Origin of the sequence: Leclercia sp. UBA5958, from assembly GCF_002430365.1 — a bacterium.
Taxonomy (GTDB): Bacteria; Pseudomonadota; Gammaproteobacteria; order Enterobacterales; family Enterobacteriaceae; genus Enterobacter; species Enterobacter pneumoniae.
The window spans coordinates 670,297-697,295 of sequence record NZ_DJCE01000007.1 but is presented as its reverse complement, the minus strand read 5'-3'; the positions used below and the strand labels follow the sequence as shown (position 1 = coordinate 697,295).

Here is a 26,999-nt window from a genome sequence, read left to right as displayed (position 1 = left end):
ATTATCCTTGCATCTGCGGCTTGCGCGCGGTGACGTGAATATAGCGGCCAAGGCTTAAGTAAGGCTCCTGGCGACAATACCGCGTTTCAATTTCTGTTAAGGCGTCTAAACAGTCATGCTGTTTTTGTTTATCACGCAGATAATCATGAAACACCCTCACGCCTGTTTTACCGGTGATCTCCCAGCCAATCTCCTCCAGCCAGCCATAGACCTGCTGCGGTTCACGGGGGAAATCCGGCGAAAGCGTGCGCCGTTTCTTTTTGTACATACCCTGCTGCACATAGCCGAAATTGCCCACCAGTACGTTACGCATCAGCAGGCCATTGGCGTTGTAAAACATCAGCGATAACGTACCGCCAGGCGACAACATCGACCACAGCGTTTTTAACACCGCCTGCGGCTCGGCCACCCATTCCAGCACAGCATGGAACAATATCAGATCAACCTGCGTTTCCAAATGCTGCGGGATGTCCTGAGCGGCGCAATGTATGAAATGCATGTTCTCGCTCACACCTTTCTCTTCTGCGGCCCGTTGTGCACGCGCAACCATTTCAGAAGAGAGATCGCAAAGTGTGACGTGGTGACCACGCTGCGCCATCAAAATGGCAGTCTGCCCCTCCCCGCCACCGGCATCGAGTACACGCAACGTACGGTCACCCGCTTCGGCAAGAATGTTGTCCAGATCCTGCCAGAGGATCGTCTGACGTAACTGCCCTTTCGTGGTGCCGTAAATATTGCGCGAAAACTTTTCCGCGATGTCATCAAAATTGCGATCCCGCATTGGGAGAGTTCCACTCGCTAACTGCAAAACCGCTATTTTGTCACACCCGCGCGGAGAATGAACCTCTCTGGTGTAATATCACCGGTATTAGCCTGCTATATGGTTAAAAAAGGAACCAAAAAGGATGCTTTTTACACTGAAGAAATACCTTGGCGGCATGATGTTGCCGCTGCCGCTGCTGCTGTTGATTATCGCGCTGGGTCTGGCGTTGCTGTGGTTCAGCCGGTTTCAGAAGGCGGGAAAAATTTTGACCACCGTCGGTTGGCTGGCCTTGTTGCTGTTAAGCCTGCAGCCGGTTGCCGATGGGCTCTTGCGACCCATAGAGGAGCGCTATCCTACCTGGCAGAATACACAGAAAGTGGCCTACATTGTGATTCTGGGGGGCGGCTATACCTGGGATCCCCAGTGGGCACCCAGCTCTAACCTGATTAACAATAGCCTGCCGCGGCTTAACGAAGGTATTCGCCTGTGGCGGGCGAACCCCGGATCGAAGTTTATCTTCACCGGCGCGGCAGCGAAGACGAACCCGGTAAGCACGGCCGAAGCGGGTGCACGCGTAGCAGAATCACTGGGAGTACCGCGAAGCGAGATCATCACGCTCGATAGCCCGAAAGATACGGAAGAAGAGGCGGCAGCGGTCAAGAAGGCGATTGGCGATGCGCCCTTCTTGCTGGTGACCTCCGCCTCTCATCTGCCACGTGCGATGATTTTCTTCAGACATGTGGGGCTGCATCCGCTACCTGCGCCGGCAAACCAGTTAGCGATCAACGCCCCGCTCAACCCCTGGGAGAAGGTCATCCCCTCTCCAGTCTGGTTAATGCACAGCGATCGCGTAGGGTATGAGACGCTGGGCCGAATCTGGCAATGGCTGAAGGGTGCTTCAGACGAGCCAGGGGAGCAGTGATTTAGAGGCCAGATCGAAGTTGGCACGGCTGAAACGGCCGGTATTCACCAGCTGTGCTACTTCATCCCACAACATATAAAGCCAGCGGCGCCAGAGGAAGGATTCGGACACGGGCGCGCGCTGTAGGTAGTGCCAGAGCAATCCTTCTGCCAGGCCGCTATCGCTCAGACGAAACAGCTCGTACTCGCGCGGTGCCCAAAGCATAACCCCCGGCCCCACCATCGCCAGCAGCTGATCGCTACGCGGATCTTTAAGCATGCTACGCAGCGTAAAGTTGCCGTGAATCAGAACGCTGTTGTCGTTGAAACCTTCGAAAAGTGCGGGCAGACACTGCCGGGTACGAAACAGGATCCGTCTGTCTTGCATCGTTAATCCGGTGTTCTGATACTGATTCAGTGTTCCCCAAAGGACTTCAACGCGCTGGCGATACCAGAGCGGCCAGAGGTTTTCCTGAGTGCTGTCGACCGGGCCGACCAGCCCGCCACTATCGTGTCGATGCCAGGAGAGCAGCGCCTCGACGATCTGATCTTTAAGTTGTTCCCAGCGATCCGGCGTGCGCGCCGGGGCTTCAACAGAGACCCCGCGCAGACGTTCAATCAGTAATACATCCGGGCCAGGATGATCCTCGTGGGTCATAACACCGTAAACCGTGGGCATGCGTACCGTACCGCTGCGCGCCAGCATGGAGATCTTCCACGCCAGCTGCCGGGCAACGTCCGGGGAGGTGAAACTTCTGGCCAGTAGCGGCAGCGGATTACCCTGGCTGTCATACAGAGACCAGAGCGTGGTATCGGCCTTTTCGTGGACACACTCCACGCGGCTCAATTTTTCTCCCAGCAGATGGCTGAGCTCCACTCGCAGCTGTTCCATTTGAGATTACCCCCATCAAGACTACTGCTTTTATAATGAGCGCGCGGACGACGGATGTCACCCTTCTGAGATCAATCCGGGAAAAGATTTCATCAAATGAAGCGAAAAAATCCCCTCGACGGAGGGGATGGGCGGGATTAGCGTAACTCTGCGCGAACGCGCTCAAGATCTTCCTGGGTATCGACCCCTGTCCCGGGCACCTGTTCGGCCACGGCGACATGGATCTTCTCGCCGTACCAGAGCACGCGCAGCTGCTCAAGCAGTTCGATCTGCTCCAGCGGGCTCGGAGACCAGGTCACATAGCGGCGGATAAACCCGGCGCGGTAGCCGTAGATCCCCAGATGGCGGAGAAAAGTATCGCCCACGGTTTCGCGCGAAGCGGCAAAACGGTCGCGATCCCATGGAATGGTCGCGCGGGAGAAGTAGAGCGCGTAGCCTTCGGCATCCATCACCACTTTTACGGCGTTAGGGTTAAATGCCTCTTCCGCACTGTGAATGGGCACCGCCAGCGTGGCCATTCCAACCTGACGCTGCGCCAGATTTTCCGCGACCTGACGGATAATCACCGCCGGAATCATGGGCTCATCGCCCTGGACGTTAACAATGACCGTGTCGTCGCTAAAACCGCACTTCTCAACCACCTCGGCCAGACGCTCAGTACCGGACTGGTGATCGGCACGGGTCATGCACACTTCGCCCCCGGCGGCTTCCACCGCACGAGCCACCTCTTCATGATCGGTTGCCACGATCACACGCTCGGCACCCGATTCCCGCGCACGCTCAAGGACATGCACAATCATGGGTTTGCCATTGATATCGACCAGCGGTTTACCCGGCAGACGGGTGGAGGCAAAACGCGCAGGAATGATGACCACAAAACTCATGGTTTGCTCTCTTCTGCCGCCAGCGCGCGGGCTTCGGTTTCCAGCAGGACAGGGATCCCGTCACGCAGAGGGAACGCCAGGCTATCCACTTTACAGATAAGTTCCTGCTTATCCTGGCTGTAATAGAGTTTGCCGTTGCACACCGGGCAGGCAATGATTTCAAGTAAACGGTGATCCATGATTCCTCCGTATAGGTTATGGCTAAAGCTTACCATATTCCTTTTTCAGACCGCGTCTATTTCCCAGCCACTTCGACAGGTAGCAAATAGACCGTGCGGCAGTTGACCCAGCCGAACGCGCGTTGCGCCCTGCCAGGCAGCAAATTCGGTTATTGCGGCGCGCAGCCCCTTCTCCAGCCCGGCGGTGACTCGCGTCCCCTCTTCCAGATAGAGAGAAATAATCTCAAGCTCGCCAGCTTTACGGTGCATTTTGGCATCCATTCGCCCCACCAGCTGCCCTTTATGCAGCAAGGGCAGGACAAAATAGCCATAGTGGCGTTTGGGAGCCGGGGTATAGCACTCCAGCCGATAGCTAAAATCAAAAAACTGTTCGGCGCGTTTGCGGTCCCATACTACCGGGTCAAAGGGGGATAAAACCGCACTGTGGGTTGCTGTCAGTTTTCCCGCCAGCGCGAGTTCCAGTTCAGGTAGCAGATCGCTGTGCAGCCACATTGCGCCTAATGACTCTACCTCCACGGGAATGATCCGCTGTTGCGCCTGCCACTCCTGCAAAAGGGGCGCCAGGGCTGGCTGGCGCAGCCGATAATAATCGGCCAGCCATTGCGGGCGAAAAATGCCCAGACTGCGGGCGCTGTTTTCCAGCATGATAGCTTCGGCCGCGCTCTGAGAGAGCATATCCCGCTCATCGTCCCAGTGCGGCATCACCCGGTGGGTCAAATCGTAGACCCGCTGGAAATTCCGCCGCGCGATCACCATCACTTCCCCGGCGGTAAAGAGTCCTTCGAGATGGCGTTTATGGGGCTTCCACTCCCACCAGCCGCTAGCACCTTTACGCGGATGTTCAAAGTCAGCGGAACGGACCGGGCCGTTTTGCTTGATATGCTCTGTCAGCGCTTTAATTTCCTGGGCGTGTTGTTCCATCCACTCTTTACGGTATTTCCAGCCCATCTTGTCCGGGGCGCGCATGCGATGGCGCACCAGGGCAAAATCACTGCGCGGCAGAAAGCAGGCCTCATGGGCCCAGTACTCCATCAGTTCGCCGTTACTGAGGGCGTTATCAAGCCACTCAGGCGAATACGCACCAAGACGACTGAAGAGCACAAGGTAAGGGCTGCGGGCGACAATATTGATGGTATCGATTTGCAGCAACGACATGCGTTGAATGGCAAAAAGGATGTCCGTAGGCGTTGCGCGGCGGCGAGGCTTTTTTAGCAGCCCCTGGGCAGAAAGATGAAGATGACGTGCAGCTGAAAGCGTAAGCCAGGGGAGAGCCATAGCGTGTCCTGTCAGTTAATGCGCGGTGGCGACCTCATTAGCCTGGCGCGCGAGGGCGATCAGTTCCAGAAGCAGTTTTTCAGGGCGCTCGCCCTCTAACTCTGCATCGACAGGCAAATACCACCAGTTATCACGCGCAAAGGGGCGACATTTTACAGCGTCTTTTTCGGTCATGATTAATGTCTGGCCCGAAGTGGTCATCGCCGCAACCTGCTGCTGGCTCACTGCCTGATGGTCAGCCAGCGGGATTTTTTTTACCAGCGTGGCGCCGCACTGCTCCAGGGTTGCGAAGAAGCGCGGCGGATGGCCAATGCCCGCCATCGCAACCAGGCCCGGGAGTTCAGCCACGTTACGACGTTCACCGCTGAGCAGATTAACTGCCAGCCCCGGCTGCAGCCGCATCGGGATCTCACCCGCCTGGGCCGCGCCGCCATTGACGATGATCGCATCGACGGAATCTAAACGGGAAGCCCGCTCGCGCATCGGCCCGGCAGGCAACCACCAGCCATTCCCAAAACGACGGACACCGTCCACGACCACTATCTCTTTATCACGCGCCAGCGCGTAGTGCTGCAGACCGTCATCGGTAATGACCAGCTGTACCGGAGCATGTTCCAGCAGCGCCTGTACGGCTTCGCTACGTACCGGGGACACCGCCACCGGCACTCCGGTACGCTGGAAGATTAATACCGGTTCATCGCCAGCTTCTGCTGTCGTTGTCTGCGCATTAAGCACCAGAGGATAGCTAGCCGCTTTGCCGCCATAACCCCGTGAGACAACGCCCACGCGAATCCCCTGACGCGTTAACTGCTCTACCAGCCAGATAACAACCGGCGTTTTGCCGTTGCCACCGGCGGTAAGATTTCCAACGACCACAACGGGCACGGGAGCACGCCATGCTTTTTTCAGGCCCAGCCTGTAGCTGAGGCGTATGAGACCGCTCACCAGGCCATACAGCCAGGAGAGCGGTAACAGCAACAGCCACAGGGGTGACTCACCGGACCAGATGCGGGCAATCATGCGCCAAACTGCATCTTATGAAGCTGAGCATAGACACCGCGTTGTTCAAGCAGATCGGCATGGCTGCCGCGCTCAACAATGACGCCATCTTCCACCACCACAATCTCATCGGCCTGTTCGATGGTAGAGAGACGGTGCGCAATCACCAGCGAGGTACGGTTTTTCTGCAGCTCATCCAGTGCCGACTGAATGGCACGCTCTGACTCGGTATCGAGCGCAGAGGTGGCTTCGTCGAGAATCAGTATCGGGCTATCACGCAGCAGCGCGCGGGCAATCGCGATACGTTGACGCTGACCGCCGGAGAGCAGCACGCCGTTTTCACCAATAACGGTATCAAGACCGTTATCCATCTTATTGATAAAGTCCATCGCATAGGCCATACGGGCAGCGTTTTCGATCTGCTCGCGGCTGTACTCTTCTGTACGGGCATAGGCGATGTTATTGGCAACGGTATCATTGAACAGGTGGACGTTCTGAGAAACCAGCGCAACCTGGTTACGCAGCGACTGCAGGGTGTATTCCCGCAAATCGTGCCCATCGAGTAAAATCTCACCCTCATCGATATCGTAAAAACGGGTCATCAGACTAGCGATGGTCGATTTACCCGAACCAGACCGGCCAACCAGTGCCACGGTTTTACCTTCCGGAATATCCAGATTGATATTACGCAGCGCAGGCGCTTCACGGCCGGGGTAGGTAAAGGTGACGTTGCGGAACTGGACATTGCCTTTTGCACGTTCAATCACGCGCGTCCCTTCGTCTTTCTCCTGCTCTGAATCGAGGATACTGAACAGCGTCTGGCAGGCTGCCATACCGCGCTGGAACTGCGCGTTGACGTTAGTCAGCGATTTGAGCGGGCGCATCAGGGCAATCATTGACGAGAAGACAACGGTAATCGTACCGGCCGTCAGGGTTTCCATCACGCTTGGGAAGCTCGCAGCATACAGTACAAACGCCAGGGCAAGGGAGGCAATCAGCTGAATGATTGGATCGGAGATGGATGAAGCGGAAACCATTTTCATCCCCTGGGTACGCATTTTGTTGCTGACCTTATCGAAGCGTTTGGTTTCAACTTCCTGACCGCCGAAGATCAGCACCTCTTTGTGGCCTTTCAGCATCTGCTCTGCGCTGGTGGTCACTTGTCCCATGGTGTTCTGCATATTTTTACTGATATTGCGGAAACGTTTGGAGACGACGCGAATGGCGATAGAGACAACCGGGGCGAGTACGATGAGTATCAGCGACAGCTGCCAGCTGTAGTAAAACATCATGATGAACAGGCCGATAATCGACGCGCCTTCACGCACCACGGTAATCAGCGCGCCCGAAGAGGAAGAGGCAACTTGTTCTGAGTCGTAGGTAATGCGCGACAACAGCGTCCCGGTGGACTGCTTGTCGAAGAAGGAGACCGGCATGCCCATCATGTGGCTGAACAGACGGCGGCGCATCGTCATTACCACTTTTCCTGACACCCAGGAGATGCAGTAGCTAGAGACATAGCTGGTGATACCACGCATGACCATCAGGCCGATAACCACCAAAGGCATCCACAGCAGCACAGAGCGATCCGTTTTACCAAAACCCTCGTCCAACAGTGGCTTGAGAAGCGATAGCATGAAAGTATCGCTGGCAGCGTTGAGAATTAACGCGACGGCTGCCACGATCAGACCAGGCTTGAAAGGTGCAATCATCGGCCAGAGACGGCGGAAGGTCTGCCACGTGGAGAGATCTTTATCGTTATGCATTCATAAAACCAGCATTTGTTGAAATAGCCGCATATTCTACCCGTTATCGCCGGGCACGCCAAACCACTGATGATACCAACGACGGAAATATTGATATCGTAAACGTTGGATTTGCCACGCTTGCGGTGTAAACGTCACCGTGATTTGCCCGCTCTGGGGGGTAGTGACCCACTGATAACCCTCCTTACGATAGCGATTTGCCACTTTCACCGACGGCAAGCGCCAGGCGTTAAATCGTGAAGCAGAGACCAGTGCGATATGCCCATTAACGCGCTGTATCAAAGGCAGCGTTGAGGAGGTATTGCTCCCGTGGTGAGGCACCTGGATAAGTGTAGACGGAAGATATTGCCAGTGGTGACTCAGCATCGCCTTTTCCGCCTCAGCTTCAATATCGCCTGTTAATAATACGCTGTGTACCCCGTCATCCACTTTCACCACGCAGGAGCGATTATTTCCACGCCAGCGAACGGCATCGACAGGCCAGTGTGCGGTAAAGGTCAGCCCCTGCCATTGCCAGCGTTCACCGCGAAAACAGGGCATATGGTCTTCCTGACGCAGCGGACTACGAACCCACATATCTGGCCAGGTTTTGCGCAAGGTGTTCAGGCCTCCGGCGTGATCCAGATGATCGTGACTGAGAATAACGCCGTCAGGATATAAATGATGCCAGCGTAGCCAGGGAATAATGTGCAGTTGAGCGCTGTCTCCCCCCGGCCACGCTGGGCCTGTGTCATAAAGCACCGCCCTGCCCTGACGTTCAATGACCATAGCCAGCCCCTGTCCAACATCCAACATATGCAGTGCCCAGCTGTTATCGTGCCTGGCTCGCCAAAACGGGAACGTGAACACAATGATGACCACCAGACAGAGTACCGGCGAGCTCTTCCAGACGCGCATCCGCCAGCCGATAAGCGCAAGCCAGGGAAGGAGTGCCAGTCCAGTCCACCGATTGTCTACCCCAATCCAGCCATTGGGCAGAATTTTCAAAAACCTGAACAGCAGATCAAGTACGGCATCAGTGGCCATCCACAGCCCATTTTCAACCAGGGTCATGGCCACAAGATGGCAAAACATTCCCAGCAAAATGAGCGGTACCGCGACAAAAGTGACCAGCGGTACGGCAACCAGGTTCGCCGCCAGCGAAGAAAGGCTGAAACCATGAAACAACGCAACCTGCAGGGGCAGTAGTAAAAACAGCATTCCCAACTGTAGATGCAGCAAGTTCGCAATGGACTGCACTCCCCGGGGTAACCTCCTATTCGTCACGGGCAACCACTGAAACCAAAAGATAAGCGCCGCTACCGCAAAGGCGGAAAGCAGCAGGCTATGAGAGAGCACAGCCAGCGGATCGACAAACAGGATCGCGGCTATGCAAACCCGCCATACCTGCCATGATGACCAGCGTCGCCCGCTGAGTTGTAAGGCGAGGCAAACCGCCAGCGATACCACGGTACGCAGCGCAGGAGGCTGCATACCGGTCAGCCCCGCGTAAAATGTAGCAAAGCAAAAACCGGCCACCAGCGGGCTTCGCCAGCCTATTCGATGTACAGGGATAAAAAACTGGAAAGCACGCACCAAAAGCCAGAGAGCTGATGCGGCCAGCGCAATATGTAATCCAGAAATCGCCATCAGATGGGATGTACCGGTTTCCCGCATCAGGTCATTTACTTCTGGCTTGACCGTCAGCCGCTCCCCCATCCCTAATCCCAGCATGACGGCTCCCCATTGATATGGCTCCAGCGTCGCACTCAGAGAGGCGAGATAGCGGGCACGCAGACTGCATCGGGCATCCAGCAGCTGGGCGTGCGTGAAACGCCCGGTCAACGGTAAATGTTGTGACAGGGCATGGCGCTGCGCGTCAAAACCCCCTTCATTGAGCTGTCCATGCACTGGACGCAAGGCGAGCGTCATGCGCCAGCGTTGCCCTGCACACCCGGCCTGGGGAAGCGCCTGACCATAGAGCTTCACCCCGACGGCAGGTGAGAGGCGTTGACCATTGATGCGGATAATTTTCGCCCGGTGCGTAGTGTCACCATCGCTGGCGGTAAGAATGACCTCGGCCTCCTGCCGGCCTTTGGTCAGGTGGGTCATCGGCCAGACTATCGCCTGCCCGGCAAGCAGCCCCCAGGCCATAAAGAGAAGCCAGAAGCCGGTCAACCGCACAGGCCGATAGCGACACCAGGCACCGATGGCCCCTGCGAAGGCGATAGCCTGAATAACATGTAAATCTGGCAACGCAGGCAGCCATAGCAATGGCACGATCGCCAGGATGACGCATGTTGATAGTGCAGTCAGACTCATTTCCACCTCCCTGTTAGCAGGGAGTGTGCCCGGTCATTCAGTCCTGGTCATATGGCTTAAGATGAATAAGGAAGCGCGTACGAAAAGTTTTCAAGATGATTGCAAGGTTGCACTAAAAATTGCGCGGTTCTTTCAGGAAGAGGAATTTAAGACGAAAAAAAAGCACCCGCAGGTGCTTTTCTTCAACAACTCATTCACGCCAGCAGGGCAGAATCAGTCGCCATAAATATTGGCGCGATCGCGCAGTTCTTTACCCGGCTTGAAGTGCGGAACGTATTTACCTTCCAGCTCTACTTTATCGCCAGTCTTCGGGTTACGCCCGGTGCGTGGTGCACGATAGTGCAGTGAAAAACTTCCGAAACCGCGGATTTCAATGCGCTCGCCCTGTGCCAGAGTCGAGGCCATATGCTCAAGCATCTCTTTCACTGCATCTTCGACAGCTTTTGCAGGGATATGTGATTGCTGGCTGGCAAGTCTTTCGATCAATTCTGACTTGGTCATGATTCCTCCGGTTCCTTCAAACCTATTAGCTGAACAGCTTATTAAACAAGGGCGGCCGTAGCCGCCCTTTGTTATTGATTACAGGACGAATCCTGCAATCTGTCAAGTAGACTCGTTATCCTTAGAGCCGTAACTGCGTTATAGCTCAAAGGAATCGGATTACTTGAATTACTCGCCTTTAGCTGCTTTGAAAGCTTCAGCCATTGCGTTGTTAGAGAAGTTTGCATCTTCCTGTTTGTTAACAGTTGCGATTGCATCTTTCTCATCAGCTTCGTCTTTAGCACGAACAGACAGGCTGATTGCACGGTTCTTACGGTCAACACCGGTGAACTTAGCTTCAACGTCATCGCCAACGCTCAGAACCAGAGTTGCATCTTCAACGCGGTCACGGGAAGCTTCGGAAGCGCGCAGGTAACCTTCAACGCCGTCAGCCAGTTCTACGGTTGCGCCTTTAGCGTCAACTGCAGTTACTTTACCGTTTACGATTGCGCCTTTCTTGTTCAGTGCAACCCAGTTGTTGAACGGATCTTCTGCCAGCTGCTTAACGCCCAGGGAGATACGCTCACGTTCTGCGTCAACCTGCAGAACAACTGCAGCGATTTCGTCGCCTTTCTTGAATTCACGTACTGCTTCTTCGCCTGCAACGTTCCAGGAGATGTCAGACAGGTGAACCAGGCCATCGATGCCGCCGTCCAGGCCGATGAAGATACCGAAGTCAGTGATAGACTTGATTTTACCTTCAACACGGTCACCCTTGTTGTGGGTTTCCGCGAACTGCTGCCATGGGTTGTTTTTGCACTGCTTCAGGCCCAGGGAGATACGACGACGTTCTTCGTCGATATCCAGAACCATCACTTCCACTACATCACCAACGTTAACAACTTTGGATGGGTGGATGTTTTTGTTGGTCCAGTCCATTTCGGAAACGTGCACCAGGCCTTCAACGCCTTCTTCGATTTCAACGAAGCAGCCGTAGTCGGTCAGGTTGGTAACGCGACCAGTCAGTTTAGTACCTTCTGGGTAACGCTTAGCGATAGCTACCCATGGATCTTCGCCCAGCTGTTTCAGGCCGAGGGATACACGAGTACGCTCGCGGTCGAACTTCAGCACTTTAACAGTGATTTCGTCGCCCACGTTCACGATTTCGCTTGGGTGCTTAACGCGTTTCCACGCCATGTCGGTGATGTGCAGCAGGCCATCAACGCCGCCCAGGTCAACGAATGCGCCGTAGTCAGTGAGGTTCTTAACGATACCTTTGACTTCCATGCCTTCCTGCAGGTTTTCCAGCAGCTGATCGCGTTCTGCGCTGTTTTCGGATTCGATAACGGCACGACGGGATACAACAACGTTGTTACGCTTCTGGTCCAGCTTGATTACTTTGAACTCAAGCTCTTTGCCTTCGAGGTGCAGGGTGTCACGGACTGGACGAACGTCTACCAGTGAACCTGGCAGGAACGCACGAATACCATTCAGCTCAACAGTGAAGCCACCTTTAACTTTGCCGTTGATAACACCGACCACAGTTTCAGCTTCTTCGTAAGCTTTTTCCAGGGTGATCCATGCTTCGTGACGTTTAGCTTTCTCACGAGACAGCAGGGTTTCGCCGAAGCCGTCTTCTACTGCGTCCAGTGCAACGTCAACTTCGTCACCGACCTGGATTTCCAGCTCGCCCTGGGCGTTTTTGAACTGCTCAGCCGGAATGGCGGACTCAGATTTCAGACCGGCGTCAACCAGTACTACGTCTTTGTCGATAGCAACAACAACACCGCGAACGATGGAACCCGGACGGGTTTCGATTGTTTTTAAGGATTCTTCAAATAGTTGAGCAAAAGATTCAGTCATGTTTAATCTTCAGGTTAATATTAACGTCCACCTGGCTCCGTGCCGGATGGGGTTGTTTCACATACCCGCCGTCAATCCATTGCAGCGGGGGTACTACTAAATCGGTCGCGATTACGCGAGAGCCAATTTCTGGCGCGCATATTGTAGCGCTTTTTCAATCACTTGCTCAATAGTTAAACTGGTAGAGTCCAGCACTAACGCATCTTCTGCAGGAACAAGTGGCGCGACGGCGCGGTTACGATCGCGGTCATCACGTTCTTTTATCTCGGATAAAAGGCGATCAAAGTTAACACTAAACCCCTTCTCCTGCAACTGAAGCATGCGGCGTTGCGCTCGCTCTTCCGATGAGGCATCAAGGAAAATTTTCACAGGCGCATCAGGGAAAACCACGGTTCCCATGTCGCGACCGTCGGCGATCAAACCGGGTGTTTCACGGAATGCACGCTGGCGTCGTAACAAGGCTTCACGTACGCGCGGGAAGGCGGCAACCTGCGAAGCCGCATTGGCCACTTCCTGGGTGCGGATTTCACCGCTCACGTCTTCACCTTCGAGAATGACTTCAAGGTTGCCGTCGGTCGAGACAAAACGAACATCCAGATGCGCAGCCAGCGGGACCAGTGCCTCTTCAGACGCGACATCCACATGGTGGTGCAGCGCAGCCAAAGCCAGTACGCGATAGATTGCTCCCGAATCTAAAAGATGCCATTGCAATGCTTCCGCCATTGCTTTGCACAGCGTACCTTTCCCTGCGCCACTTGGCCCATCAATGGTGATTACCGGGGCAACTGCCGTCATCGTTTTCTCCTTAAATAAGGCATACCGTTCATATAAACGCCGCGCATTATACGCGTCATCTTGCGCAACTGTTACCTTTGCGTGCAAATAACGAAATTAATGAAGCAGAGTGTAGAAGAAATGCGCGGGAGTGTGGGTCAGGAAACGTAAGGAAATGCCGCATCCGATGATGCGGCAAAGGATGATTACGCCAGCGTACTGATGCGCGCCAGCTGTTCGAAGTAGTCCGGGAAGGTTTTCGCGGTACATTTCGGATCGAGAATGGTCACCGGGGTATCCGAGAGCGCCACCAGCGAGAAACACATCGCCATGCGGTGATCGTTATAGGTGCCGATTTCAGCCACCTGCAGTTGTGCCGGCGGTGTGACGCGGATGTAGTCTTCGCCCTCTTCTACCTCTGCGCCCACTTTGCGCAGTTCGGTTGCCATTGCAAACAGACGGTCGGTCTCTTTCACACGCCAGTTATAGATGTTACGCAGCGTGGTGGTCCCTTTTGCGAAAAGCGCTGCCGTCGCAATGGTCATCGCCGCATCCGGGATATGGTTCATGTCCATGTCGATGGCGTTGAGTTCGCCACGCGTACAGGAGATGAAGTCCTCCCCCCAGGTCACCGTGGCGCCCATCTTCTCCAGAACGTCTGCAAAGCGGATATCGCCTTGCACACTATTACGGCCGATGCCGGTTACTTTAACGGTGCCGCCCTTAATCGCCCCCGCGGCCAGGAAATAGGAGGCGGAAGAGGCGTCGCCTTCAACAAGATAGTGGCCCGGAGATTGATACTGCTGTGCACCGCGCACTACGAAGCGCTGATAAGCGTGGTTTTCCACCTCGATGCCGAAAGTTTGCATCAGATGCAGCGTGATATCGATATAGGGCTTAGAGACCAGATCGCCTTTGATGGTAATCACGGTGTCCTGCGGTGCCAGCGGCGCGGTCATCAGCAGCGCGGTTAAGAACTGGCTGGAAACGCTGCCATCTACCTCAACATGACCGCCGGTGAAGCCTCCGCGCAGGCGCAGTGGTGGATAGTTTTCCTGCTCCAGATAGTCAATTTTCGCGCCGCCCTGACGCAGGGCATCCACCAGATGACCAATCGGACGCTCTTTCATACGCGGTTCGCCCGTCAGCACAATATTGCTGTTACCCAGACACAGGGCTGCGGCCAGGGGGCGCATAGCGGTGCCGGCGTTACCCAGGAACAACTCGAGCTCTTCGGCTGCGCGCAGCGCCCCACCGTTGCCAGTAACTTCACAACGGGTTCGATCGTCAGAGAGCGTGTAGTGAACGCCCAACGCTTGTAACGCATTGAGCATATGACGTACGTCATCGCTATCCAGCAGGTTGGTCAGGACTGTCGTGCCATTTGCCAGCGCTGCCAGCAACAGGGCGCGGTTCGAAACACTCTTTGAACCCGGCAGATTGATGGTGCCGTCTACTCGCGCGATTGGTTGTAACGTCAGGGATTCCATGAAACTTAACTCTCAACTCAACATAATAAAAACCCCGCAGCGATGCTGCGGGGGTGAAAACAGCGCGATTAACCGTGACGACGTTCGAAGTCGATCATGAAATCGGTCAGGGCCTTCACGCCTTCCAGCGGCATCGCGTTATAAATAGAGGCGCGCATTCCGCCAACGACGCGGTGGCCTTTCAACGCATGCAGACCCGCAGCGAAGGACTCTTCCAGGAACACTTTATCCAGATTGCTATCCGCCAGCTGGAACGGGACGTTCATGCGGGAGCGGTTGGCTTTAGCCACATCGTTGCGGTAAAAGTCGCTCTTATCGATGGTGCCATAAAGCAGTTCAGCTTTCTGCTGATTGATCTTATCCATCTGCGCCACACCGCCATTTTGCTTCAGCCACTTGAAGACCAGACCGGAGAGATACCAGGCAAAGGTTGGCGGGGTGTTGAACATAGAGTCGTTATCGTTCAACACGGTGTAGTCCAGAATGGATGGGCAAGCTGTATGGGCTTTACCCAATAGATCCTCACGTACGATGACGATAGTCAAACCCGCCGGGCCGATGTTCTTCTGCGCGCCAGCGTAGATAACACCGAAGCGGCTGATATCGAGCGGCGCGGAAAGGATAGTGGAGGAGAAATCGGCGGCAACGACAACATCTTTACCGAAGTCCGGGGTCTCATCAATGGCAATACCGTCGATGGTTTCATTCGGGCAGTAGTGCAGATACGCGGCGTTATCAGAAAGCTGCCATTCGCGCATTGGCTTCACAGCGCGCAGTCCGTCGACGGTGACTTTGGCGTCGATAACGTTCGGCGTACAGTATTTGTGCGCTTCTTTTACTGCGCTTGCCGCCCAGTAGCCCGCATCCACGTAATCTGCCGTGGTTTTGTCACCGAGAATATTCAGCGGAACGCCAGCAAATTGACCGCGTCCCCCGCCGTGGCAGAACAATACTTTGTAGTTCGAGGGAATATTCAGCAGATCGCGAAAATCCTTTTCTGCCTCTTCCGCCACCTGGATAAACTCTTTACCACGGTGGCTAATCTCCATCACCGACGTACCGAGACCCTGCCAGTCAACCAGCTCTTGCTGAGCTTGCTTAAGTACCTCTGCCGGTAACATTGCCGGACCTGAACTGAAATTAAAGACCTGAGCCATTTCCCCTCACCACGCTTAAAGCAATAAGTTATAACTGTGGATATCGGTTTTATCATTCAGTGACACGCGCCGCAATGTCTAAAACTTATGACCCTGGAAATGTGGCGCAGGTCACACAATACAATCTACCACCGCCCTGTCACAAAACCGACAAATTGGCTGTCAGGCGAGCCGTTTGGCCCGACTAACCTTCGTCCATTCTGGATTGGTACAGCGCGGGCATAACATATGATCGCCTGCCTGCATGGACACGACATGGCTACACTTTATGCAGGCATACTGCCCGCTCTCAGGTACGGTATTAAAACGGTCAATCAGCATATCCGGCAAGATACACAGCCCGGGCTTGACCTCGTCATCGGGGTAGTAATAGACGCTGATCTGCCCATTGGTTTCCATAATAGCCAGTCGGACCTGGCCCAGTTGTTCAACGCTGTTGAGACGTAGCTCCATAAAGAACTCAAACTCCGTCATATTCGCGCTTTGCACTTTTTCCCAGGCCAGTTGCCCCTCTTCAATGATAACGACCGGCTTCCCTTCGAACAGGTCTTCCAGCTTTTCACTTTTAGACATCAGCCACATCACCAGTCGGTAGAGCAAGGCAAGTGACACAAAAACAATAAACACGGGCACCATCGGCACGTCGTCATAAAACGCGACGTCTCCGGCCGCGGAGCCCAGGGTTAAAATGATTAACACTTCGAAAAGCGACATCTGACGCACGCCGCGTCGACCGGTTATTTTGAGAAATAGAAACACCAAAACAAAGGTATAGAGGCTACGCAGCGCAACTTCACCTAAAAATTCAGGAGGGACTTTATCGAATGCCATCCGTTGGAGATCGAACGCTTTCATTTTTGTTGTTCCTTTACAGTAAGTTACTCCCTGTAAGCATAGCTCAGGTTCCGCTTTCCGCCGCCTGACTGCGCTGCTCAGGGGCTAAATCAAATCTGATTTCTTCTGATTTCAGACGTTGCTCCCAATCGCGGGATTTACTCCCGGTATGCCTGTTCCCTAAAATCTTTCGTCTGGAAATCAAAACTCATTGAAAAGGATTTTTTATGCGTGAATTAACCTGTGACGAAATCTGCGTCGTCAGTGGTGGCTTTGGGCTGCTATCTTTACCGGCCGGCCTTGGTCTGGGGGCGTTTATTCCCACTATTGTGCTTGGCGCTATCGCCGGGCCCTTTACGCTGGGCATTGGCTTCGCCGTTATGGCGGCCGGAATTGTTGGGACCAGTCTGTCGGGTGCCGCAATGATCGTGAGTATCTGCGCCCCTATTCTTTAATCTTTCAGGGTATGCGGTCACCCCATGCCCTGACACTCTCCCGTTAATAGCCATCCTTCCTTAAAAGCCGTATTATTGCGCATCCTGCCATCAACAACTGACTAATCATGACCCAAACCTTTATCCCCGGCAAAGACGCCGCTCTGGAAGATTCCATCGCACGCTTCCAGCAAAAACTGACCGATCTGGGCTTTAATATTGAAGAAGCGTCCTGGCTGAACCCTGTACCTCACGTCTGGTCCGTGCATATTCGCGATAAAGACTGTGCCCTGTGCTTTACTAACGGTAAAGGCGCCACGAAAAAAGCGGCCCTGGCTTCTGCGCTGGGTGAGTACTTTGAGCGTCTCTCCACCAACTATTTCTTTGCGGATTTCTGGCTGGGCGACACCATTGCCAACGGCCCGTTTGTGCACTATCCGAACGAGAAGTGGTTCCCGCTGACCGAAGATGACGAGCTGCCGGAAGGTATTCTGGACGATCGTCTGCGCGCGTTTTACGATCTGGACAACGAACTGACCGCCAGCATGCTGGTGGATCTGCAATCCGGCAATGATGAGCGTGGGATTTGTGCCCTGCCGTTTACCCGTCAGTCCGACGAACAGACCGTCTATATTCCAATGAATATCGTTGGCAACCTGTATGTCTCTAACGGTATGTCCGCCGGTAACACCCGCAACGAAGCGCGTGTTCAGGGTCTGTCTGAAGTGTTTGAGCGTCATATCAAAAACCGCATTATCGCCGAATCAATCAGCCTGCCGGAGATCCCGAGCGAGGTTCTTGCGCGTTACCCGGGCGTGGTGGAATCCATTGCTAAACTGGAAGCCGAAGGTTTCCCTATTTTCGCGTATGACGGCTCGCTGGGCGGTAAATACCCGGTTATCTGTGTGGTCCTGTTTAACCCGGCTAACGGGACCTGCTTTGCCTCCTTTGGCGCGCACCCAGACTTCGGCGTGGCGCTTGAGCGTACAGTTACCGAGTTGCTGCAGGGCCGCGGTCTGAAAGATCTTGACGTCTTTACGCCACCCACCTTTGACGACGAAGAAGTCGCTGAACACGCTAACCTTGAAACCCACTTTATCGATTCCAGCGGTCTGATCTCCTGGGATATGTTCAAGCAGGATGCAGATTACCCGTTCGTGGACTGGAGCTTCTCCGGCACCACCGAAGAGGAATTCGCCACGCTGATGGCTATCTTCCGTGAAGAAGATCAGGAAGTGTATATCGCCGATTACGAACATCTGGGTGTCTATGCTTGCCGTATTCTTGCGCCTGGCATGTCTGATATCTATCCGGTTGAAGATCTGTGGTTGGCCAATAACACCATGGGCACGCATCTGCGCGAAACCCTGCTCTCCCTCCCGGAAAGCCGTTGGGAAAAAGAAGATTATCTCAACCTCATCACCCAACTCGATGACGAAGGTAATGACGATTTTACTCGCGTACGTGAATTGCTGGGGCTGGCAACCGGTAAAGACAACGGCTGGTACACCCTGCGCATCGGTGAGCTAAAGGCAATGCTGGCCCTGGCGGGCGGCGATCTGGAGCAGGCTCTGACCTGGGTTGAATGGACCATTGAGTTCAACGGCTCTATTTTCTCGGCTGAGCGTGCGAACTACTACCGTTGCCTGCAGACCTTGCTGCTGCTCTCTCAGGAAGAAGAGCGTGAGCCGCTGCAGTATCTGCACGCCTTCGTTCGTATGTATGGCGCAGACGCCGTTGAGGCTGCCAGTGCAGCCCTGAGTGGTGAAGCACCGTTCTACGGCCTGCAGGCTGTGGACAGCGATTTGAAAGCCTTCCCGGCGCATCAGTCGCTGTTAAAAGCCTACGAGAAACTGCAGAAAGCCAAAAGCGCTTACTGGGCAAAATAACCGCAAATAGCATTATAGAGAGTAGGCGTATTCCGTCGCCTACGTTATATTACGGGGCAATTTAATTGCCCCGTTTTTTATTTATAAGGCAATCAAGTTTAATTGTAATAATAAAGTTAAATAACGGTAACTATAATAATAGCGACCTGGTTACTGTTGTAACTTTTTATAGTAAATACTCCATTATAATTAACTGTTATGGAGGACGGCCAAAGAAAAAAATCAAATCATTTTATAACTTTTAAAATTTATTTTTATACGGATAATCAAATACTTACTCCGCTTTTGCTGTAAAACCATGCAGAGTGCGGGCCTATAAGCCAGGCGAGATATGATCTATATCAATTTCTCTTCTATAATGCTTTGTTAGTATCTCGTCGCCGACTTAATAAAGAGAGAGTTAGTGTGAAAGCTGACAACCCTTTTGATCTTTTACTCCCAGCTGCCATGGCGAAAGTTGCCGAAGAAGCGGGTGTCTATAAAGCAACGAAACAGCCGATGACCACGTTTTTCCTGGCGATTACTGCCGGTGTGTTCATCTCCATAGCCTTCGTTTTCTACATCACTGCTACCACCGGCACCGCCGCTATGCCCTTTGGTATCGCGAAATTGATTGGCGGCATTTGCTTCTCGCTGGGTCTGATTCTTTGCGTCATTTGCGGCGCCGACCTCTTTACCTCCACGGTGTTGATCGTTGTCGCCAAAGCGAGCGGTAAGATTACCTGGGGGCAGTTAGCGAAAAACTGGGTCAACGTTTACATCGGCAACCTCATTGGCTGCCTGCTGTTTGTACTGTTGATGTGGTTGTCGGGTGAATATATGACAGCCAACGGCGGATGGGGGCTAAATGTCCTGCAGACCGCTGACCACAAAATGCACCATACATTTATTGAAGCCGTGGCGCTGGGTATCCTTGCAAACCTGATGGTCTGCCTGGCGGTCTGGATGAGCTACTCCGGCCGTAGCCTGATGGACAAAGCCATGATTATGGTTCTGCCTGTCGCCATGTTTGTCGCCAGCGGCTTTGAGCACAGTATTGCAAACATGTTTATGATCCCGATGGGCATCGTCATCCGTAATTTTGCAAGCCCGGAGTTCTGGACCGCTATCGGTTCTTCCCCGGAAAGTTTCTCTCACCTGACTATTATGAATTTCATCACAGATAACCTGATCCCTGTCACTATCGGGAACATTATCGGTGGGGGTCTGCTGGTCGGGTTGACATACTGGGTCATTTACCTGCGTGGCGATAATCATCATTGATGATGTCTCAGGCAGTAAATAAAAAATCCACTTAAGAAGGTAGGTGTTACATGTCCGAGCTTAATGAAAAGTTAGCCACAGCCTGGGAAGGTTTTGCGAAAGGTGACTGGCAGAATGAAGTCAACGTCCGTGACTTTATTCAGAAAAACTACACCCCGTATGAAGGTGACGAATCCTTCCTGGCTGGCGCAACTGATGCGACCACCAAGCTGTGGGACAGCGTAATGGAAGGCGTTAAACTGGAAAACCGCACTCACGCGCCAGTTGATTTTGACACCTCCGTTGCTTCCACCATCACTTCTCACGATGCTGGCTACATCAACAAAGCCCTTGAGAAAATCGTTGGTCTGCAAACTGAAGCCCCACTGAAACGTGCGATTATCCCGTTCGGTGGTATCAAAATGGTTGAAGGTTCCTGCAAAGCGTATAACCGCGAGCTGGACCCAATGCTGAAAAAAATCTTCACCGAATACCGCAAAACCCACAACCAGGGTGTATTCGATGTTTACACCAAAGATATTCTGAACTGCCGTAAATCTGGCGTTCTGACTGGTCTGCCAGATGCGTATGGCCGTGGCCGTATCATCGGTGATTACCGTCGCGTTGCGCTGTACGGTATCGACTTCCTGCTGAAAGACAAATACTCCCAGTTCCTGTCCCTGCAGTCTGATCTGGAAAACGGCGTAAACCTGGAAGCGACTATCCGTCTGCGTGAAGAGATTGCTGAACAGCATCGTGCGCTGGGTCAGATTAAAGAGATGGCAGCGAAATACGGCTGCGATATCTCTGGTCCTGCAACTAACGCTCAGGAAGCTATCCAGTGGACCTACTTCGGCTACCTGGCCGCCGTTAAGTCTCAGAACGGTGCCGCAATGTCCTTCGGTCGCGTATCCACCTTCCTGGATGCGTACATTGAACGTGACCTGAAAGCGGGCAAAATCACCGAACAAGACGCTCAGGAAATGATTGACCACCTGGTCATGAAACTGCGTATGGTTCGCTTCCTGCGTACCCCTGAGTACGACGAACTGTTCTCTGGTGACCCAATTTGGGCAACCGAATCTATCGGCGGTATGGGCGTTGACGGTCGTACGCTGGTAACCAAAAACAGCTTCCGCTTCCTGAACACCCTGTACACCATGGGTCCTTCTCCGGAGCCGAACATCACCGTTCTGTGGTCTGAAAAACTGCCTCTGAACTTCAAGAAATTCGCCGCTAAAGTGTCCATCGATACCTCTTCTCTGCAGTACGAGAACGATGACCTGATGCGCCCTGACTTCAACAACGATGACTACGCTATCGCTTGCTGCGTAAGCCCAATGGTTGTTGGTAAGCAAATGCAGTTCTTCGGTGCGCGTGCAAACCTGGCGAAAACCATGCTGTACGCAATCAACGGCGGCGTTGATGAAAAACTGAAAATGCAGGTAGGTCCTAAGTCTGAGCCAATCAAAGGCGACGTGCTGAACTATGACGAAGTCATGGACCGCATGGATCACTTCATGGACTGGCTGGCTAAGCAGTATGTGACTGCACTGAACGTTATCCACTACATGCACGACAAGTACAGCTACGAAGCCTCTCTGATGGCGCTGCACGACCGTGACGTTGTTCGCACCATGGCATGTGGTATCGCAGGTCTGTCCGTTGCGGCTGACTCCCTGTCTGCTATCAAATATGCGAAAGTTAAACCAATTCGTGACGAAGACGGTCTGGCTATCGACTTCGAAATCGAAGGCGAATACCCGCAGTTTGGTAACAACGACGCACGCGTTGATGACATGGCGGTTGACCTGGTAGAACGTTTCATGAAGAAAATTCAGAAACTCACTACTTACCGTAACGCTATCCCGACCCAGTCTGTTCTGACCATCACTTCTAACGTTGTGTATGGTAAGAAAACTGGTAACACCCCAGATGGTCGTCGTGCTGGCGCGCCATTCGGCCCAGGTGCTAACCCAATGCACGGTCGCGACCAGAAAGGTGCCGTTGCCTCTCTGACCTCCGTTGCTAAACTGCCGTTTGCCTACGCGAAAGATGGTATCTCTTACACCTTCTCCATCGTGCCAAACGCGCTGGGTAAAGACGACGAAGTACGTAAGACCAACCTGGCAGGCCTGATGGATGGTTACTTCCACCACGAAGCGTCCATCGAAGGTGGTCAGCACCTGAACGTGAACGTCATGAACCGTGAAATGCTGCTCGATGCGATGGAACATCCTGAGAAATATCCTCAGTTGACCATCCGTGTATCTGGCTACGCAGTACGTTTCAACTCGCTGACTAAAGAACAGCAGAAAGACGTCATTACCCGTACTTTCACTCAATCCATGTAACGGGAATTGACTGAAATCACGCGGTAAAGCGCGTACAATAAAGGCTCCACGCAAGTGGGGCCTTTTTAACACCTCCCCGCAACAGTCTCTTTTGCCCGCTATCTATACTTGATGGATAACAGCCAAAATAGACTCGACACAGTCAGCACGAGCTGTGCACATAACAGGCCCCGGACGGGCTGAAGCTGGAGATATCACCGCAATGTCAACTATTGGTCGCATTCACTCCTTTGAGTCCTGTGGCACCGTCGATGGCCCGGGCATCCGTTTTATCACCTTTTTCCAGGGCTGCCTGATGCGCTGCCTGTACTGCCATAACCGTGATACCTGGGATACGCACGGTGGTAAAGAAGTTACAGTCGAAGAGCTGATGAAAGAGGTGGTAACCTACCGCCACTTTATGAATGCTTCCGGCGGCGGCGTGACGGCATCAGGAGGCGAAGCCATCCTGCAGGCAGAGTTTGTCCGCGACTGGTTCCGGGCCTGCCACGAAGAAGGCATCCATACCTGCCTCGATACTAATGGCTTTGTGCGTCGTTACGATCCCGTCATTGATGAACTGCTGGAAGTGACCGACCTGGTCATGCTCGATCTCAAACAGATGAACGATGAGATACACCAGAACCTGGTTGGCGTGTCGAACCATCGTACCCTGGAGTTTGCGAAATACATCTCCGGCAAAGGCATCAAAACCTGGATCCGCTACGTCGTGGTGCCAGGCTGGTCAGACGATGACGATTCTGCCCATCGTCTGGGAGAATTTACCCGCGATATGGGTAATGTCGAAAAAATTGAGCTGCTGCCATACCACGAGTTGGGAAAACACAAATGGGTGGCAATGGGCGAAGAGTATAAGCTGGACGGCGTTAAGCCGCCGAAGAAAGAGACCATGGAACGCGTAAAAGGCATTCTTGAGCAGTACGGTCATAAGGTCATGTATTAACAAATACGCCCGGTATTCACCGGGCGTATTATTTATTAGTCAAAGACGCCATTAATAATGGTGGTCACAATCGCCGTACTCAGCGCAATTAAGACCAGATCCTTCCCGACCACGCGCCATTCATAGCCCGGATAAGAGGGTAATTGCCCCAGCATCGATGCCGGAACGGCTTTTTTCGCGATGCCCGGAGGCAGAGGTTTGCCGCGCGCAAGGTTTTTCGCAATCCCCGGCGGCAGTGAATCATACCCCGTTAAGCCGTAATTCAACGCCAGATGCCGGGCATGATCGTAGCTGACGCGGGCATCGACATCATCCCTGACGCTTTTATTTGATTTGCCCTGGTTCTGATGACCGTTTTTTTGTTTATGGTCCGGGTTGCCAGCATTACCTTTATTGGCATTGCCGTTGCCATGATTGCCGCTATTACCCTGCCCGTTACCGTGGCCATTTCCATTTCCCGGATTAGCCATCGCAGGTACGGTTGCAAAGCTTAAGGACAACACTATCGCCAGCGCTGTAGTGGTAAAACGACGAGAAGACATGATTGCTGCCTTATTATGGTAGTACTCGTGTGAATTATTACCTGGCGTAATAAACAAACAATGCGTAAAACTCTGATATGTGATGAGGACAAAAAAGCCTGTCATCGACAGGCTTTTATTTAATCAGGCATGTGCAACCGGGGTTGGATGCTTGCCCGCTTTGCGCAGCAACATCAACAGATAGATAAACGACACGCTGGCAATCATGATGAACAACAAATTGTCGGAGTAGTTCTGCATCAGCATGGCAGTAAAGGTGGGCCCCAACAAACTGCCAATCGTGTAGCTCAGTAGCAGCGCCTGGTTCATTGCGACCAGCTGATGATGTTCTACTTTCTCGCAGGCCCAGGCCATCGCTACCGGATAGAGCGTAAAGCCCGCTGCGCCTAAAATAAATAGCGCGGGCGCCATCGCCGCGTTGCTAAGCATCGCCAGACAACCCATGATCACCACGAATACCTGTACGCGCAAAACCAGCAGGCGACCAAAACGGTCGGCAAGGCGGCCGACAGGCCACTGCCCGACGATGCCGGCACTGACCATCACCGCCATCCAGAAGCCAATTCCGGAATCGCTGACGCCCTGGTGATTCAGATAGAGCGGCATCAGGCCATAGAGTGAACCCAGTACAATGCCAGAAATAATACATCCATTAACGCCCAGACGCGCCTGCCGCAATCTCAGCATCGGCCAGACGTGCGTGGCTTCCTGATGTTCGCTATGTTGGTTCACAATGCGCGTAAAGAGCAGAGGCAGGATTGCCGCCAGCACCATGCCGGTGACCCACGGCAGCACGCTCATCAAGTCGGTCGGGAATTTGCTGACCATTAACTGTCCCAGCACGGTACCGATGTAGTAAACCATCATATAGGCAGCCAACAGACGCCCACGGTTGCGGGAGGTTCCGCTGCACATCAGCGCACTTTCCACGACCACCCAGATCATCGCGCAGCCCACGCCCGCAATAAAACGCCAGACCATCCAGCTCCAGAAGCCCACCATCAGCCCTAATCCGGCACATCCCACGGCAAATATCAGCGACGCCACATAATAGCTACGGTTAAAACCAAAACGTTTGATCAGGCTTCCCGTCATTAAGGTGCCAAGCAGGTTGCCCGTAAAGAAAGACGAGCTAACCATACCCACCTGCCAGGTCGGTAAGTTTTCATGGGCGAGCCAAAGCGGGACGAGGGTATTTAACACCGCAATCGCCAGCGTCAACAAAAGAAGGCCGCAGAGCAGTAACAGCACTGGCCGGGTATAGGTGGACATGGATTAAAAACCGTGAGGAAGTATAGATTTCGTGCGCATCATGCCACTGGTAAAAACAAAGTCAATCCACTGGTTTCAGGGCCTCGCACGATTTGTTCCACGTCGATTGATAAAACTAATCCTGCTAAGCAATGTGGCGCACTCAGCAGAATTCATCCCACTGTTTTTATTGATTTAATGTTTATTGCAAGCGAAACGCTCAGTTGAAAAATTTCATGAAGAAAAAAGAGAAAGCCGGGCACGACGGCCCGGCTTGATATAACAAAAAAACGCGTTAACTTGCGACAGCCATACCCACCGTCATATGCAGACCATAAAAGACGCCACGGCCAATCATTTCACCAACCAACACCAGTATAAAAGCCAGTGAGAGAAGCGGCAGCGCAGGCTGATTCCCTTTCAGTTGGGGCACAATCCAACACACCAGCGCGGCGACCAGAATCACCACCCGCCAGGCCATCAGGGAACCGTATGCCGGTACCAGCGACGAGGCCTGCTGGATAGCGCTATGGATAGTCGCCAGCTCTGCCCCCTGCATCAGCGCCACCACCATGCTTACCGTCAATGCAATAAGCGTGATGACCGGCAGCAGACGCATTGCCCAGCCGTCAACATCCGCTATACGCAGTAACAGATAACCCAGCAGCGGCCCGCCAATAAACAGGGTCAGGAAGAAGCTCAGTGGCGTCCAGACGCTGTACCACGTCGGTACCGTGTCGATGGTGTTATAGACCCGCACCATCATCCAGACGAAGATCACGCCGAGCACCATGGTGACGATCAACCACAGTGTTCGCAGGCCCGCAGGCAGTTTTTTCACCATCGCCAGCAGCCAGCCAAGCCCGCCAACCGCAAAAAAGAGTGCGCCGCTGGAAATTTCGTTGCTGAGTGCCGAATCACCAATACGATTCAGGGAGTTGAATGCCCGCATCGGCGAACCCAGGTGCAAGGTAGAGGCGATAAAACCGATTCCCATTAGCACCCATAGCCCAAACATGGTGCCTATCAGCCGTTGCTGTTTATCTGCCCGCAACGACCCTTTTAACAGCGCCAATGAGAGGACAATAAAGCCTCCCACCACGCACTGCCCAAACACCGTGAAGATCATTAACGGCCATTCATGCCATCCGCTTCCCATCTCACACCTCCTTCGGATTGGCCAGATAGCCGGTGGTATCACCCGTTGGTCGGCTGTTGGCATTGGGTTTAATGACAATACTTGGTTTCGTAAAGTGCGCCGACGGCAGCGGCGCAACGGCTGCCAGCTTGCCGTGTTTCTGCCGCAGCTCGTCGATCGGGCCGAAGTCCAGTGCACGCAGCGGGCAGGACTCCACGCAGACCGGCTTTTTGCCCTCTGCCACGCGATCGTAACAGCCATCGCATTTGGTCATGTGGCCTTTGGCGGCGTTGTACTGTGGCGCGCCGTACGGGCAGGCCATATGGCAATAGCGGCAGCCAATGCAGACTTCTTCGTTAACCACCACAAAGCCGTCTTCCCGCTTGTGCATGGCGCCGCTCGGGCAGACTTTGGTGCAGGCCGGGTCTTCGCAGTGGTTACAGGCAATCGACAGATAGTAGGCAAAGACGTTCTGCTGCCAGACGCCGTTATCCTCCTGCCAGTCGCCGCCTGCGTATTCGTAAATGCGACGGAAGCTCACGTCCGGGGTCAGATCTTTGTAATCTTTACAGGCCAGCTCGCAGGTTTTGCACCCGGTGCAGCGGCTGGAGTCAATATAAAATCCATACTGAGTGGTCATCGGCTACTC

The 26,999-nt window shown here is 53.6% G+C and carries 24 protein-coding genes; 6 read left to right on the top strand and 18 right to left on the bottom strand.

All coding sequences use genetic code 11. The annotated features are described in order from the left end of the window. Position 1: 1 nt before the first annotated feature. Positions 2-781 (bottom strand): tRNA uridine 5-oxyacetic acid(34) methyltransferase CmoM, encoded by a 780-nt coding sequence (gene cmoM, locus B2Q93_RS12700; RefSeq protein WP_040076319.1) that lies wholly within the window; start codon positions 779-781, stop codon positions 2-4. A 124-nt stretch (positions 782-905) separates the two neighbouring features. Here cmoM and elyC point away from each other — a divergent pair, with 124 nt between their 5' ends. Beyond that, positions 906-1,685, top strand: coding sequence for an envelope biogenesis factor ElyC (elyC, locus tag B2Q93_RS12695; protein ID WP_286933341.1), 780 nt, complete (start codon positions 906-908; stop codon positions 1,683-1,685). On the opposite strand, the gene B2Q93_RS12690 is transcribed toward elyC, so the two are convergent. From B2Q93_RS12690 to B2Q93_RS12630, 13 genes are all read right to left on the bottom strand, one after another. After that, the gene (locus tag B2Q93_RS12690; protein ID WP_040076321.1) at positions 1,662-2,555 is read right to left on the bottom strand and encodes a YcbJ family phosphotransferase; all 894 of its coding nucleotides are present in this window, start codon (positions 2,553-2,555) and stop codon (positions 1,662-1,664) included. The genes elyC and B2Q93_RS12690 overlap by 24 nt on opposite strands. 137 nt (positions 2,556-2,692) lie before the next feature. Further along, positions 2,693-3,439 (bottom strand): 3-deoxy-manno-octulosonate cytidylyltransferase, encoded by a 747-nt coding sequence (gene kdsB / locus B2Q93_RS12685; protein WP_286933339.1) that lies wholly within the window; start codon positions 3,437-3,439, stop codon positions 2,693-2,695. Beyond that, positions 3,436-3,618, bottom strand: coding sequence for a protein YcaR (gene ycaR, locus B2Q93_RS12680; protein WP_040076323.1), 183 nt, complete (start codon positions 3,616-3,618; stop codon positions 3,436-3,438). The genes kdsB and ycaR overlap by 4 nt, the downstream gene beginning before the upstream one ends. A 45-nt stretch (positions 3,619-3,663) precedes the next feature. Further along, a complete protein-coding gene (locus B2Q93_RS12675; protein ID WP_286933338.1) occupies positions 3,664-4,893 on the bottom strand; it encodes a winged helix-turn-helix domain-containing protein in 1,230 nt (409 codons plus the stop codon). Between the two features lie 15 nt (positions 4,894-4,908). Continuing rightward, positions 4,909-5,913: a tetraacyldisaccharide 4'-kinase gene (gene lpxK / locus B2Q93_RS12670; protein ID WP_286777790.1), complete on the bottom strand. Its 1,005-nt coding sequence runs from the start codon at positions 5,911-5,913 to the stop codon at positions 4,909-4,911. Continuing rightward, the gene (gene msbA / locus B2Q93_RS12665; protein ID WP_040076326.1) at positions 5,910-7,658 is read right to left on the bottom strand and encodes a lipid A ABC transporter ATP-binding protein/permease MsbA; all 1,749 of its coding nucleotides are present in this window, start codon (positions 7,656-7,658) and stop codon (positions 5,910-5,912) included. The genes lpxK and msbA overlap by 4 nt, the downstream gene beginning before the upstream one ends. Positions 7,659-7,694: 36 nt before the next feature. Continuing rightward, the gene (locus B2Q93_RS12660; protein ID WP_286933337.1) at positions 7,695-9,959 is read right to left on the bottom strand and encodes a ComEC family protein; all 2,265 of its coding nucleotides are present in this window, start codon (positions 9,957-9,959) and stop codon (positions 7,695-7,697) included. 213 nt (positions 9,960-10,172) lie between these two features. After that, on the bottom strand, positions 10,173-10,460 hold the full coding sequence (ihfB, locus tag B2Q93_RS12655) for an integration host factor subunit beta (protein WP_040076328.1): 288 nt from the start codon (positions 10,458-10,460) through the stop codon (positions 10,173-10,175). A gap of 168 nt (positions 10,461-10,628) precedes the next feature. Next, a complete protein-coding gene (rpsA, locus tag B2Q93_RS12650) occupies positions 10,629-12,302 on the bottom strand; it encodes a 30S ribosomal protein S1 (RefSeq protein ID WP_006174462.1) in 1,674 nt (557 codons plus the stop codon). A 111-nt stretch (positions 12,303-12,413) separates the two neighbouring features. Further along, a complete protein-coding gene (cmk, locus tag B2Q93_RS12645) occupies positions 12,414-13,097 on the bottom strand; it encodes a (d)CMP kinase (protein WP_040076329.1) in 684 nt (227 codons plus the stop codon). A gap of 185 nt (positions 13,098-13,282) precedes the next feature. Continuing rightward, positions 13,283-14,566, bottom strand: coding sequence for a 3-phosphoshikimate 1-carboxyvinyltransferase (gene aroA / locus B2Q93_RS12640; protein WP_046887185.1), 1,284 nt, complete (start codon positions 14,564-14,566; stop codon positions 13,283-13,285). Positions 14,567-14,634: 68 nt separating this feature from the next. Continuing rightward, the gene (serC, locus tag B2Q93_RS12635) at positions 14,635-15,723 is read right to left on the bottom strand and encodes a 3-phosphoserine/phosphohydroxythreonine transaminase (RefSeq protein WP_040076331.1); all 1,089 of its coding nucleotides are present in this window, start codon (positions 15,721-15,723) and stop codon (positions 14,635-14,637) included. Between the two features lie 162 nt (positions 15,724-15,885). After that, positions 15,886-16,578 carry a DUF421 domain-containing protein gene (locus B2Q93_RS12630; RefSeq protein ID WP_046887186.1) on the bottom strand — a complete coding sequence of 231 codons (693 nt, stop codon included), beginning with the start codon at positions 16,576-16,578 and terminating at the stop codon, positions 15,886-15,888. A 206-nt stretch (positions 16,579-16,784) separates the two neighbouring features. Between B2Q93_RS12630 and B2Q93_RS12625 the strand changes: the two genes are divergently transcribed. The 5 genes from B2Q93_RS12625 to pflA all read left to right on the top strand — a co-directional run bounded on the left by B2Q93_RS12625 (position 16,785) and on the right by pflA (position 23,419). Beyond that, on the top strand, positions 16,785-17,012 hold the full coding sequence (locus B2Q93_RS12625) for a hypothetical protein (RefSeq protein WP_207293363.1): 228 nt from the start codon (positions 16,785-16,787) through the stop codon (positions 17,010-17,012). A 107-nt stretch (positions 17,013-17,119) separates the two neighbouring features. Then, positions 17,120-18,880 carry a 30S ribosomal protein S12 methylthiotransferase accessory factor YcaO gene (gene ycaO / locus B2Q93_RS12620; protein WP_046887188.1) on the top strand — a complete coding sequence of 587 codons (1,761 nt, stop codon included), beginning with the start codon at positions 17,120-17,122 and terminating at the stop codon, positions 18,878-18,880. Positions 18,881-19,285: 405 nt separating this feature from the next. Beyond that, entirely contained in the window at positions 19,286-20,143 is an 858-nt protein-coding gene (gene focA / locus B2Q93_RS12615; RefSeq protein WP_046887189.1) for a formate transporter FocA, read from the top strand. 50 nt (positions 20,144-20,193) lie between these two features. Next, positions 20,194-22,476 (top strand): formate C-acetyltransferase, encoded by a 2,283-nt coding sequence (gene pflB / locus B2Q93_RS12610; RefSeq protein ID WP_046887190.1) that lies wholly within the window; start codon positions 20,194-20,196, stop codon positions 22,474-22,476. Positions 22,477-22,678: 202 nt separating this feature from the next. Beyond that, a complete protein-coding gene (pflA, locus tag B2Q93_RS12605; RefSeq protein WP_040076337.1) occupies positions 22,679-23,419 on the top strand; it encodes a pyruvate formate lyase 1-activating protein in 741 nt (246 codons plus the stop codon). A gap of 35 nt (positions 23,420-23,454) precedes the next feature. On the opposite strand, the gene B2Q93_RS12600 is transcribed toward pflA, so the two are convergent. The 4 genes from B2Q93_RS12600 to B2Q93_RS12585 all read right to left on the bottom strand — a co-directional run bounded on the left by B2Q93_RS12600 (position 23,455) and on the right by B2Q93_RS12585 (position 26,990). Next, positions 23,455-23,961 carry an anti-virulence regulator CigR family protein gene (locus tag B2Q93_RS12600; RefSeq protein ID WP_286933331.1) on the bottom strand — a complete coding sequence of 169 codons (507 nt, stop codon included), beginning with the start codon at positions 23,959-23,961 and terminating at the stop codon, positions 23,455-23,457. A 123-nt stretch (positions 23,962-24,084) separates the two neighbouring features. Further along, on the bottom strand, positions 24,085-25,233 hold the full coding sequence (locus tag B2Q93_RS12595; protein WP_046887192.1) for an MFS transporter: 1,149 nt from the start codon (positions 25,231-25,233) through the stop codon (positions 24,085-24,087). A 274-nt stretch (positions 25,234-25,507) separates the two neighbouring features. Further along, a complete protein-coding gene (locus B2Q93_RS12590; protein WP_286933328.1) occupies positions 25,508-26,371 on the bottom strand; it encodes a dimethyl sulfoxide reductase anchor subunit family protein in 864 nt (287 codons plus the stop codon). A 1-nt stretch (position 26,372) separates the two neighbouring features. Beyond that, positions 26,373-26,990 (bottom strand): DMSO/selenate family reductase complex B subunit, encoded by a 618-nt coding sequence (locus B2Q93_RS12585; RefSeq protein ID WP_040075798.1) that lies wholly within the window; start codon positions 26,988-26,990, stop codon positions 26,373-26,375. Between the last annotated feature and the right edge of the window lie 9 nt (positions 26,991-26,999).